This window comes from Ligilactobacillus equi DSM 15833 = JCM 10991 (assembly GCF_000615765.1).
Classification (GTDB): Bacteria; Bacillota; Bacilli; order Lactobacillales; family Lactobacillaceae; genus Ligilactobacillus; species Ligilactobacillus equi.
Map to the genome: position 1 here is coordinate 1 of NZ_BAMI01000001.1, position 12,382 is coordinate 12,382.

Here is a 12,382-nt window from a genome sequence, read left to right on the forward strand (position 1 = left end):
TACTTAACCGATGATGAAAAGAGTCAGGTTAAGGACAATGTCCAAAAGAGTAATTCGAATGGCAAAGTTACTAACGTTGACGATCAAGGCAATACTACGATTGAACCGGCCAAGATGGTCAGCGTCAAGGAAGCTGCGCCTGCTGAAATGACTGCCCAAAAGGCTGCGCAAGCTCAAGACCAGCTGCCGCAAACCGGTGAAGACAATTCCAAGGCCGCCTTTGGCTTAGGACTTGCTTCTATTCTTGGCGGGATCGGCATCCTGGGTGCTTTCAAGCGCAAGAAGAAGGAAAACTAAATAAACCCGAAAAAGGCAGATAATCTCAAGAATTGAGGCATCCGCCTTTTTTTCGTAAGCGCCCAATAACACGGTATCTATTACCCGCCGGCCAATAGTCATATACTGTTCTTAACAATTGAATAGGAGGAACACGATATTATGACTAAACATCCAATCGTACCGCTCGAGTTGCCGAAGGACAGAATCAGGCCCAGGAATAAGCTTCCAAAGAACAGGCTTGTCCTTAATCTGAAGTCCAATGGGGTTGAGCTGTCATTTTACAGTGATGCCACTAGAGAGCTTATGCTCGAAGTCGTAGACAGGTTCTTGAGCCATGATTAATCTGGCTGAATTAGGTCGAGTGTTCATTGTTTGCGGTAAGACCGACATGCGACGAGGAATTGATTCGCTTGCTTACATAGTTAAGAAGAGCTTCAATCTCGATCCATTCTCCGGATGCGTCTTCTCTTCTGCGGCAGCCGAAGAGATCGCTTTAAAGCACTTTATTGGGACGGCCAGGGCTTCTGTCTGCTCTATAAGCGCTTCGAGAACGGGAAGCTGGCCTGGCCAAACAATGAAGACGAAGTTCGAGAGTTGTCCGATGAACAAGTCATGCGCTTGATGCAGGGCTTTACCATTGATCCTAAAATTAATATCGCAAGAGCTCGTGAATTGTATTGATTTCACGAGCTTTTCTGGTATTCTCATGATTATGAATCAAGGAGGGACAATAACCATGACCGAAAAAGAAACCTTAGCTTTAATCGAAACGCTTAAAGCAAATAACGAAGAATTGCTCAAGCAGGTTGCCCTTCTTACTGAACAAGTTGCTTATTTGACTAATAAGCTTTACGGCAAGTCTTCCGAAAAGAGAGCTGTCAACCCAGATTAGCTGAGCCTCTTTGAAGAAGACAACGCTCCCAAGATGACGAGGACTTGCCCTCGCATTACCGAAACTATTACCTATAAGAGACGCAAGCAAGTCGGCAGAAAGCAAGATATCTTAGACTCTCTGCCGGGCGAGGAGGTTCATTACCAGTTGGATGACCTTACCTGCCCAGACTGCCAGCACGAACTGAAAGAGATCGGCAGCTTCTGTGCTAGACAAGAGCTACTCTACATTCCAGCCCAAGTTAAGAGAATCGATCATATCCAGCACTCTTACAAGTGCCAGCACTGCAGTGATAAAGCACCAGCCGACAAGATTATCAAAGCTCCTGTACCCAAGGCTCCGTTAACCAACAGTCCTGGCTCAGCTTCTTTGATCGCTGATACGATCTATCAGAAGTATGTTCTCAAGGTTCCTGCCTACCGACAGGAGAAGGACTTGCGGCGTATGGGCCTTCCGCTTGATCACAAGACGGTTTCGAATTGGCATATCAAGGTTTGTGAGTACTACCTCTCCAGCCTATACGAGCTCTTGAGAAAAGAGCCGCTAAAGCTGGATGTCATTCACGCAGATGAGACACCATATCGAGTCTTGGATAGCGAGAGGGCCAAAGACTACATTTGGACCTTCTTGTCAGGCAAGCATGCCGAGAAGCCGATTGTCCTACATCACCATGGATCACGAAAAGGCGCGGAAGCGTGGGATTTCCTCACAGGCTTCAGCGGATACCTTCATTGTGATTAATATCCTGGCTATTTACGATTAAGCCAGCAAGATGTGACTCTTGTTGGCTGTATGGCTCATGCAAGGCGGAAGTTCCATGATTCCTTGCCTAAAAGAGAATCCGACGCGACTTCGGTGGCTAATCAAGGGATCCATTACTGTAATCAAATGTTTAGCCTAGAGCGCGCCTGGGAAGACCTTTCCGCCGAAGAGAGGTACGAGAAGCGTCAGTCCGAATTAAGACCTCTGCTAGAGAAGTATTGCGTCATATTAATGCCATGGACAGTCGAGTGGTTTATCCTTACTTTTTCACGATGCTGGAGATGGCTTCAACGGGTGAAGTTAGTCAGGATAATGTGGTTGAAGTTGCTCGGATCATGGAAAGCTATCTTTTCCGACTGAAGGTCTGTCAACTCCCTACTAATGGGTTAAATCGCACAGTAATTGCCTTGTGTGATAAGACAAAGGCAGCTGGCGATTATCGGGCAAGGTTAGTTTCATTACTGAATGCTTCCTTCCCGGATGATAAAAAATTTGCGGACAGTTTGATGAATGTTAACTTGTACAGTTTACGAAATAATCTAGCTAAATTAGCATTAGTAGTTCTAGAAGAATCGCGAACTAAGGAAACCATCGACTTTGATGATGCTCAGGTTGAACACATTATGCCACAACGGCTAAACAATGACTGGCGAATTGAGCTCCCTAATGCTAACCGGATTAATGAAGATATGGAAGATACGTGAGGAATATATTTCATTATTAACTGATTTTACATCGTTATCTGAGTCAGTAATAATAGATAAAAGAGATGCTTTATTATTAAAAACTGCAGAAATATATGATGCTCAATTACAAATATCAGATGAAGCGTATAATCGAGCACAAAAAGCTTTAAAAGATGATGAAGAGCAATTCTTTACACAGATAGAACTTAATAAGATGCTTCCTAAACATCTTAGAAAATAGGAGCTGATAGCTGAAGATGTCCTTAGCAAATGATTTTGAAAGTTTTTGTAACTCTAAAAATTTTGAGTTATCTGACGAGATGGATACTACAATTAAGGAGATAACTAAAAAATTAAATTCAAAATACTATGATTTGAGCAGTGAAGAAAAAGATCATATGTACATTGTAGGTTCGATGGGGAGAATGACGGCTGTTAAAAATAGCAGTGATCTGGATCTATTATTCGATTTACCGAATTCACTTTTTTCAAAATATGATAGTTATGAATCAAATGGTCAATCTGAATTGCTACAGAATGTGAAAGAAATACTGAAGGAACGTTATCCTAAAACTTTTATAAAAGGTGATGGACAAGTTGTAGTTATTGAATTTACGAAATACACTGTTGAATTAGTTCCAGCTTTCAAGCAATCGAATGGAAGATTTAAATATCCCGATACACATAATGGTGGAAGTTGGAAATATACTGATCCGTTAAGTGAACAAAAAGAATGTATGGAATCCTCCAAGAAGTCTTCTGGGGCATTTATTAATTTTTGTCACATTATTCGTGAGTGGAAGAATAATGAGGGATTTAAATTTGGTGGTCTATTAATTGATACATTTGTATTTAACTATCTTAATAGTTGTACGTTTGAGGATGACTATTCTTTTGATAATTATTTAGAAATTTTCAAGAGTATTTTAGATTATGTAGGAAAATTAGATAAAAATCAAAGTTACTGGTATGCGTTAGGTAGTAATCAGAAAATTTTTAATAATAGCAAGGGTAATTTTGTATCAAAAGCAAAAAAAACATTAAAGCAGATTCAAGATGCCGAGAGCAATGAAGATGATATGAATAATGTTCTTAGGGAAATATTAGGTAATGATTTTCCTAAGTCTGAGAGTTCAAAATTTCTAACTGAAGAATCGCTAGCGTTCAAAAAAGCATATGATAATACAGAAGAATTTATTGAAGATGTATTTCCGGTTGATATACGTTATTCACTTCAAATTGATTGTCGTATTTCTCAAAACGGTTTTAGAACGTTCTGGCTACGTAAATCTCCAAATATGTATATTGGTATCAAAAAAGAGCTAAGGTTCTCAGTAACTAGTACCGATTGTCGAGATTATGATGTTTTTTGGAAGGTTAGGAATGTTGGAAACGAAGCAATTAGAAGAAATTGTATTAGAGGGCAAATAGTAAAAGGAAATAATCAAAAGATAGAACATTCACAATTCAATGGGAACCACTACGTTGAATGTTATCTCGTAAAAAATGAAGTATGTGTTGCACGGTCTAGAATAGATGTTCCAATCAGTACATTATTTAATTGACTGTTTCCCTCAATCCGATATAAACCAAATTGGTCCATCAGACACAAGTGTGTTCGTGATGGGCCAATTGTGGGTATTAGCGGTAAAAAGTTGAGTGATGCTAGGAACGTTGATTTGGCAGCTTTCGGTAATGTCTTAGGCTAGACGGCAAGGGTACCGGGACACGTTAAATCCGTAACCGTCCTCGAACGCACACAATTTGATTAAAAATTGGTGAGGGGTTGAATGGCCCACTGTAACATATATCCAGTTAATGCTGATGTTGAGGCACAGTGATTTGTCTATTATCACTAGTGTCGCATTAAAATAAAGCACTTCAAGGGCGCAAGCAAATTATAACCATGCTAATGAGGCGTTATGCTACCCAAGATGCAGTCAAAAAAGCACAAGCAGATTTAGAAGTTAAACAAGCATATCTTGACAGTTTGGCAAATGCGAAGGACTATAACAAAATAGTACAAGCCCAGCTAGCAACAGCTCAAGTGGCTAAACCAATTTTGAAACAAGTAGCCCAAGTAGCTACAAAGAAGTCGTTTTCTAAGCAATGACCGCAAACTGTTGAAGCAAAAGTAAGTAGTTTAGTTGTCGTCTACTTACTTACTTTAACAACGATGTTTGCAACTACTTTTGGTTGGCATAAAGACGAGAAAGAATAGTCTTTAGAATTAAAAATTCTATTATACAATGATGACAAAAAAGCTGAAAACTAAAAAAGGCGCTACCCTAAGGATAGCACCCAGCACTTAATTAGTCTTCAAGCCAAGACTTGAGTAACTTCTTAAGTACCTTTTTGATTGTACCAACTGGCACAATGATGAATAAAACGTAAATTGACATCAGGAGTTTTCCTCCTCCCTAGTGCTACGGGTTGGTTAGACCTAACGCACAAATGGTTGGGCTGGTTACCTAACTGTAAGCGTGGGGACTAGCGAAAGTTAGTCCTTTTTTTGTGTCTAGTTACTTAAAGCCAATATGACGTGCAACAAAAAAATATATATTTTAAGCAGCTAAGATATGAGTTCGGTAATCAATCCGTGAAATCAGGCCATTAAAGAAATCTATCAAAGAGTTTGACAAGGCGATTGAAGACCTTGTACAAACAATGTCAGAATACAAGTGTCTGGAAAGTATCCCGGGCGTAGGCCCGGTTTACGCAGGTGGTATTCTAGCTGAAATTGGTCAAATTGATCGATTCGCAGACCAAGCCAACTTAGCGAAATATACTGGATTAACCTGGAAAAAACACAATTCAGGTAAGCGTCAATCAGAAAATACTCCCCTTATGCGAACGGGTAACCATTTCCTGTGGTATTACTTAGTTGAGGCCGCAAACTCGGTTATAAGGTATGTGCCGGAGTATAAGGCATTCTATCAAAAGGAAGCAGACGAAGTCACCCGCAATAAATACAAACTAGCAGTCACAATGACCGCAAGGAAATTTACGCGCTTGGTGTACACTCTACTAAGTGAACACCAACTCTATGTGCCAAAGTAGGTGAATGGAGATAAGAACTAATTTCTTATGCGTATAACTCCTTAATCAGTTCATAAAAGCGCTTTTTACGGCTGATCTTATTTGAGTGCACCCTAATTTAGGTTTTACTTTCAAAAATAAGTTAAACTTTTTCTTGACTTATTACTGATGTGCTTACCCAATGCTATTCGCTAAACTTAATGACATTGTATGTAGTAGTTGGTGTATAATAAAGGCAAAAATAATTGAAAGGATAACATATTTATGGAACTTAAAGATTTTACCGAAAAAGAGCAAGAACAAATAAAAACGGGATTATCGACGGCGGTGATTGATGATAAGGAAGCGGCTGATAAAATTTTAGCGTTGGTTCCAGCAGGCTGGATTAGAAAAATTCCTTTCTTTGTCCGCAAACATGCGACGACTAAAACAGTTGAAAGAATTAAGAACCAGAATCCGGAACTATATGCTGTTGCTAAACGACCTGGCGAATTACCAGAGAAAGAACGTGAAGAGCTTCGGCAAATTATTACCGGGATTTTTGAAGAAAAGATGAATAAACACAAGATTAAGTAAATAACGAAACTTAGAAAAGTTTTGCAATTTAAAGCCTTAAGAAATTATATTTTCGAAAATATTGATTTCTTAAGGTTTTTGTCATTGCTAGTTCTAAAAATTATTGGAAAAGCTAATTATTTCCAGTTTCTAGTTGGCTAGAAGGTAGTTTATTTGGAACTATGGTAAAATGGAAAAGATTATTAGCGATTGGAAGGAAAAAGTAATGCATAAAAAAGAAAGAATAGAATGGGTCGATATGGCCAAGGCGCTTGCAATTTTGGGGATGATTGCCGGTCACGAGCTAAATTCAGAAGGATTCTTGGCGTCTTTGATTTATTGTTTCCACATGCCAATCTTTTTTATTTTATCAGGCTATACCTCACGGCCAGTAACAACTTGGGCGGCTTGGGGTAAGAAATTCTGGAAATCTTTTAAGAAAATCTATTTGTTGGCGGTCATAGTGCTCTTAGTGCAAATGGTTTTAGCTAACATAGTTGGTCATGGCGATTGGGCACAACTGAGTCAATCTTTTTTGCGGAATTGGTATTGGGCCTCGAATAATAACCAAGTGGCGAGTGTAGGAGTTATGTGGTTCCTATTTGCGTTTTTCTATGGAATTTTGGTTTATGATGGTGTCGGCGTCTTAGTTTCAAACTATCGGTATGCCGGTCTAGTGTACCTAGTTTTATCTGCACTCGGGATGGCGATAGCGTTTAAAGTGTGGCTACCTCAAGATTTGGATTTAGCGTTAGTAATTCCTTTCTTCATGTGGTTTGGTCGCTGGCTGAGGGAAAGTCATTTTATTGGGTCGAAGTTAGCACGTTATGTGTTAGTAATTTCTACTGTGATTTGGATTTTAGCGGGACAGCAAAGATTTCACATTGAAATTTCTATTCGTCATTATCCAGGCTTTTTCCTATCAGTATTAGTGGCATTGCTAAGTAGTTTGGTAATTATCTACGTGTCACGGGGAATTTTATGCTTACCTTATGGTTCAAAATTATTAGTTTTTGGGCGCCATACACTCCTATTGATGTGTATCCACTCCCTTGATTTGTACTGGACCTGGTGGGGCGTTTGGGTTAATGGACCTTGGAAGTTAATTCTACGTGTGGCATTAGATTTAATGATATTTACGCTTATTTTAGGTTTTCGTCAGCTTTGGCAACGGAAAATTAAATAAAACTAATGCAAATTGTGTTATAAAAATTATTGCTTGGTAAAATCAAATAACTAATTTGGGAGGAAAAAGTTTGAAAATTAAAGCAACAGAATGGTACTGGATACGGGCGCCACGGGAATATGAAATTACCGATGAAAAAATTAAAATTGTAACCGAACCGGGGACGGATTTGTGGCAACGGACTTATTATCATTTCCGTAATGATAATGCACCGGTTTTACAGGTGAAGACTACTGAAAAAATTTTTTCTTTTGTGGTGAAGACTAATTTTGCCAGTCATCACCGTTTCGATCAATGTGGTGTAGTTATGTATTTGGATAGCGATAACTGGTTGAAGGCCTCAATCGAATATGAAAGCGCAGACTTTCAACATCTTGGTAGCGTTGTAACTAATCAAGGTTATTCGGATTGGGCCACGACTGAGATTCCTGCGAATATTAAATCTATGTGGTATCGTTTCAGTCGCCGAGGGGCTGATTTTCGCTTGGAATGCTCGGAAGATGGAGTGACTTTCAAGCAAATGCGGATTTGTCACATGTCTCAAGTTAAAAATGAAATTAGTTTTGGAGTGTATGCTTGCAGTCCAGAAGATTCATCTTTTGTAGCGGAATTTACCAATTTTGAAATCATGGATTGTCAATGGTTAGCTCACGATGGTCAGGCCCCTGATGTGGAACAATAAATTTATTAATATTTTGGTAAGTAACTCATGGGGACTTTGAGCTAAATTACTTGTTTTATTAAGAGATAATTAGTAAAATAAAAGTTAGATTTAGCCAGTAATGGTAGCAATAAAAACAGAAAGTGGTGCTTGATTACTATGAGAAAAGAAGAAAAGGCGCTCATCGTTATCTTTGGGGGGACGGGCGACTTAGCGCAACGCAAGTTATACCCTTCCTTATTTAATTTGTATAAACGGGGCTTTTTAAAAGATAATTTCGCAGTAATTGGAACGGCACGCCGTCCTTGGAGTGATGACTACTACCGTGAAATTATTATCAATGCGGTGGGGGATGCCGAAGATATCAATGGCCAAGCAACAGACTTTGCCAGCCACTTTTACTACCAATCACATAATGTCAATGATACAGAACACTATGCAACTTTAAAGCAATTGGCTGATAAGTTGGATGATAAGTACCAAATCGGTGGTAATCGCGTCTTTTACTTAGCGATGTCACCAAGTTTCTTTGGGACGATTGCCGCACACCTCAAGTCCCAAAACCTAAAGACAACGACCGGTTACAACCGTGTGATTGTTGAAAAACCATTTGGCCACGATTATGAAAGTGCCATGGTCTTAAACGAAGAAATCGCCCAAGCTTTCCCCGAAGAGGAAGTTTACCGTATTGACCATTACTTGGGTAAGGAAATGGTGCAAAATATTCCTGCTATTCGTTTTGGAAATAATATTTTCAATGCCTTGTGGAATAACCGCTATATCAGTAACATCCAAGTAACCTTGTCAGAATCCTTAGGGGTCGAAGAACGGGGCGGTTACTATGATACGGCGGGGGCTTTACGCGACATGATTCAAAATCACACCTTGCAAATTGTGTCCTTGCTGACCATGTCAGCGCCTGTCAGCTTCACGGATACCGATATTCGTAATGCTAAAATCAATGCTTTAAAGTCTTTACGAGTTTACAAGCCGGAAGAAGTAGCGCAAAACTTCGTCCGTGGTCAGTATGGTCCCGGTTCTGATAAACCTGGCTATCGCCAAGAAGATATGGTGGATGCAGACTCTATGACCGAAACTTTTGTAGCTGGGAAATTGGAAGTCAACACTATGGATATGGCTGGAGTACCGATTTATGTTCGGACTGGGAAGCGGATGCGTGAAAAAGCAACCCGCGTGGATGTAGTCTTCAAACAAGTACCAAATAATGTCTTTGGTGAAGGTGATAATACCTTACGTCACGATGTCTTGCACATCATGATTGATCCAGAACCGAAGTTGAGCTTACAACTCAACTCAAAGACCATTGGTCACTCTTATGAATATGATACGAATAGTTTGAACTTAAATTACAGTGTGCCTGCCGAGCAAAGGGCCAACATTCCAGAAGCTTATGAAAAATTAATCTTGGATGTTTTACAAGGCAAAGCCTCAAATTTTGCTTCTTCCAAGGAATTGGAATACTCCTGGAAGTTCATTGATTCTGTGCGTCAAGCTTGGGATAAGAATATCGATGATATGATTTTTCCTAACTATTCATGTGGGAGTATGGGGCCAAAAGCAGCAGATGCGCTCTTAGAAAAAGATGGTAACCATTGGGAATTTTAAGGTAAAGCCGGCCGCAGGGTCGGTTTTTTTTGGAGGAAAAATTGGAAACTCGAAAAATTATTCATGTGGATATGGACTCCTTTTATGCAGCTGTCGAGATGCGGGATAACCCGGTTTTATTTCAAAAACCTCTGGTAATTGGGCGTGATCCCAAACATTCCAATGGTCGTGGTGTAGTGGCGACAGCCAACTATGTAGCCCGGGCCTACGGGGTTCATTCAGCCATGTCAACAGCTCAGGCTGCCAAGCTCTGTCCGGATGCCGTTTTTTTAAACCCAGATTTTGAAAAATACCGTCAAATTTCCCAGGAAATTCATGCGATTTTCCACAGCTTTACCGATGTCATTGAACCGGTAGCTTTGGATGAAGCCTATCTGGATGTGACTCATAATAAGCGTCAGCTTGACTCACCGGTAGTTTTAGCCCATCAATTACAACAAGAAATTTATCAAAGTCTGCGCTTGACTTGTTCGGTAGGGGTGGCCCCTAATAAGTTTTTGGCCAAGTTAGCTAGTGAATACAATAAACCTATGGGTTTTACCATGATTTCTCAAGAAGATATTGATGCTTTTCTCTTGCCTTTGCCGATTGGAAAGTTCCGCGGAGTGGGGGCTAAAACTAAAGAGAAAATGGAAAAACTAGGCATTGAAGACGGAGCGGATTTACGGGCCCAAGACTTAAACTTCTTAACGCAACATTTTGGTAAACAAGGCTTCTTCTTTTACAATTGTGCGCGTGGGATTGATGATCGGCCAGTCCAGGCCCAGCGACAGCGTAAATCTCTTGGATATGAACGGACCTTTGATCAGGGTTTAACGACCTTGGTGGAGGTTAATGACTTTTTTAAGCGTGCAGCTAGCAAGATTGTTGCCAAGTTAGAGGAAAAGAAGTTACGAGCCCAAAGCTTGGTGGTAAAAGTGCGTAACAGCAATTTTGAAACGATGACTAAGCGTTATAGTCAAAAAGATTTTCTGGAAAACGATGTCGAAATCCTGGTTGCCCGAGCAGAGACGCTCTTTGAAGAAATTCAGGTTAGTGAACCTTACGATGTCCGCCTTTTGGGTTTAACAGCAACTGGTTTAGAAGAAAAGCAAATTGAAAACATTACCTTAGACCTTTGGGGCTAGCTTGAAATCTGGGGCTTTTTTGGGTAAAATTAATTAGTTAGAGTAAAAAGAACGAAAGTAGATATATAAGGAGTAAACATTGAAATTTACAGAATTTAATTTAAAGCCGTTCATTAACGAGGCTTTACAAGCGATTGGCTTTAGCGAGCCTACACCGGTGCAAGAACGCTTGATTCCTATGATTCGCAAAGGAAAAAGTGTAGTCGGTCAATCCCAAACCGGTAGTGGGAAGACTCACACCTTCTTATTACCCATCTTCAACAATATTGATGAAGATTTAAATAAAGTTCAAGCCGTTATCACAACACCAAGTCGGGAATTAGCCTACCAAATCTACGAGGCTGCTAAGCAGATTGCAGCCCATAATGATAAAATTTCGGTTCACAACTATGTGGGGGGGACGGACAAGAAACGGCAAATTGAAAAACTCAAGCACAGTCAACCTCAAATCGTGATTGGAACACCGGGACGGATTTTAGATTTGGTGCGGGAAAATGCTCTAGATATTCACAATGCCCACTACTTGGTTGTGGATGAAGCGGATATGACTTTGGACCTAGGATTTTTGAAGGAAACGGATGCCATTGCGGCGACTTTACCACAAGACTTACAAATGTTGGTCTTCTCCGCTACTATTCCGGAAAAATTAAAACCTTTTTTACGGAAGTATATGTCTAATCCGGTGATTGAAGTCATTGAAAATAAGACCGTAATTTCTTCGACAATTGACAACTGGTTGATTTCTACCAAGGGTCGTGACAAGAATCAATTAATTTACCAGCTCTTAACGATGGGAGAACCTTATTTGGCTTTAATTTTCGCCAATACCAAGACTAGAGCAGATGAGCTAACAGATTATCTGCGTAAACAAGGGCTCAAGGTTGCCAAGATTCATGGGGGTATTCAACCACGAGAAAGAAAACGAATCATGAAAGCTGTGCAAAACTTGGAATACCAATACGTGGTTGCCACTGACTTGGCGGCCCGCGGGATTGATATCGAAGGGGTTTCTCACGTGATTAATGATGACTTGCCTGAAGACTTGGAGTTTTTCGTGCACAGGGTAGGGCGGACCGGTCGGAATGGTATGTCCGGAATTGCCATGACTTTATATGCGCCTAATGAAGAAGATTTGATTGAAGAACTCGAAGAGATGGGGGTTAACTTCAAGCCTAAGAAATTAGTCAACGGTGAAGTGGTGGATTCTTATGATCGTAACCGTCGGGAAAAACGTCGGACTCGTAAGCAAAGTGTGGCCGGAGAGCTGAAAGGAATGATTTCCAAGGCTAAGAAGAAGAAAAAGCCAGGTTACAAGAATAAGATTAAGCGCGCCATCAAGAAGAATGAACAACAACGGCGTCGGATTGAACGACGTCAAGAGATGCGTGCTATTCGTAAGAAAAATAAAGCAGAAAATCGTTACTAAAAGAATTGACAGTGAGCGGATTTTTTTCTATACTTGACTGTATTGTAAGACATGTTAATTAAAGTATGGCCTTCAAGAAAGGGTTCGGTTGCTGTGAGAACCTAGGCGCCTTAGTTAATGCTCCTTACCTAGTAAATATGTAA

General features: G+C 40.2%; 13 protein-coding genes and 3 pseudogenes. All 16 read left to right on the forward strand.

Features of this window, described 5'->3' with window-relative positions; all coding sequences use genetic code 11:
* On the forward strand, positions 1 to 297 hold a 297-nt coding region (locus JCM10991_RS11870; protein ID WP_035187678.1), incomplete at its 5' end, for an LPXTG cell wall anchor domain-containing protein.
* A gap of 141 nt (positions 298 to 438) precedes the next feature.
* Positions 439 to 621, forward strand: a complete 183-nt coding sequence (locus JCM10991_RS15595) for a hypothetical protein (RefSeq protein ID WP_025020202.1) — start codon at positions 439 to 441, stop codon at positions 619 to 621.
* 46 nt (positions 622 to 667) lie between these two features.
* Positions 668 to 960: pseudogene (tnpB, locus tag JCM10991_RS11875) on the forward strand (IS66 family insertion sequence element accessory protein TnpB).
* A 55-nt stretch (positions 961 to 1,015) separates the two neighbouring features.
* Positions 1,016 to 1,248 (forward strand): annotated as a pseudogene (locus JCM10991_RS15060) (transposase domain-containing protein).
* Positions 1,205 to 2,152: pseudogene (tnpC, locus tag JCM10991_RS11885) on the forward strand (IS66 family transposase); the annotation flags it as partial. The pseudogenes JCM10991_RS15060 and tnpC, both read left to right, overlap by 44 nt.
* A complete protein-coding gene (locus tag JCM10991_RS11890) occupies positions 2,152 to 2,637 on the forward strand; it encodes a GmrSD restriction endonuclease domain-containing protein (RefSeq protein ID WP_035191247.1) in 486 nt (161 codons plus the stop codon). The pseudogene tnpC and the gene JCM10991_RS11890, both read left to right, overlap by 1 nt.
* Positions 2,615 to 2,860, forward strand: coding sequence for a hypothetical protein (locus JCM10991_RS00035; protein WP_023860170.1), 246 nt, complete (start codon positions 2,615 to 2,617; stop codon positions 2,858 to 2,860). The genes JCM10991_RS11890 and JCM10991_RS00035 overlap by 23 nt, the downstream gene beginning before the upstream one ends.
* Before the next feature lie 16 nt (positions 2,861 to 2,876).
* Positions 2,877 to 4,184: a nucleotide-binding domain-containing protein gene (locus JCM10991_RS00040; RefSeq protein ID WP_023860169.1), complete on the forward strand. Its 1,308-nt coding sequence runs from the start codon at positions 2,877 to 2,879 to the stop codon at positions 4,182 to 4,184.
* Positions 4,185 to 4,525: 341 nt separating this feature from the next.
* On the forward strand, positions 4,526 to 4,732 hold the full coding sequence (locus JCM10991_RS00045; RefSeq protein WP_023860168.1) for a hypothetical protein: 207 nt from the start codon (positions 4,526 to 4,528) through the stop codon (positions 4,730 to 4,732).
* A 554-nt stretch (positions 4,733 to 5,286) separates the two neighbouring features.
* A complete protein-coding gene (locus tag JCM10991_RS00055; RefSeq protein ID WP_023860167.1) occupies positions 5,287 to 5,679 on the forward strand; it encodes an IS110 family transposase in 393 nt (130 codons plus the stop codon).
* A gap of 243 nt (positions 5,680 to 5,922) precedes the next feature.
* A complete protein-coding gene (locus JCM10991_RS00060; protein ID WP_025020205.1) occupies positions 5,923 to 6,234 on the forward strand; it encodes a hypothetical protein in 312 nt (103 codons plus the stop codon).
* A gap of 205 nt (positions 6,235 to 6,439) precedes the next feature.
* The gene (locus tag JCM10991_RS00065; RefSeq protein ID WP_162149478.1) at positions 6,440 to 7,399 is read left to right on the forward strand and encodes an acyltransferase family protein; all 960 of its coding nucleotides are present in this window, start codon (positions 6,440 to 6,442) and stop codon (positions 7,397 to 7,399) included.
* Positions 7,400 to 7,469: 70 nt separating this feature from the next.
* Entirely contained in the window at positions 7,470 to 8,081 is a 612-nt protein-coding gene (locus tag JCM10991_RS00070) for a DUF1349 domain-containing protein (RefSeq protein WP_025020207.1), read from the forward strand.
* A 138-nt stretch (positions 8,082 to 8,219) separates the two neighbouring features.
* Positions 8,220 to 9,686: a glucose-6-phosphate dehydrogenase gene (gene zwf, locus JCM10991_RS00075; RefSeq protein WP_023860162.1), complete on the forward strand. Its 1,467-nt coding sequence runs from the start codon at positions 8,220 to 8,222 to the stop codon at positions 9,684 to 9,686.
* 41 nt (positions 9,687 to 9,727) lie between these two features.
* Entirely contained in the window at positions 9,728 to 10,813 is a 1,086-nt protein-coding gene (dinB, locus tag JCM10991_RS00080; protein WP_025020208.1) for a DNA polymerase IV, read from the forward strand.
* A gap of 79 nt (positions 10,814 to 10,892) precedes the next feature.
* A complete protein-coding gene (locus JCM10991_RS00085; protein WP_025020209.1) occupies positions 10,893 to 12,239 on the forward strand; it encodes a DEAD/DEAH box helicase in 1,347 nt (448 codons plus the stop codon).
* Positions 12,240 to 12,382 lie beyond the last annotated feature (143 nt).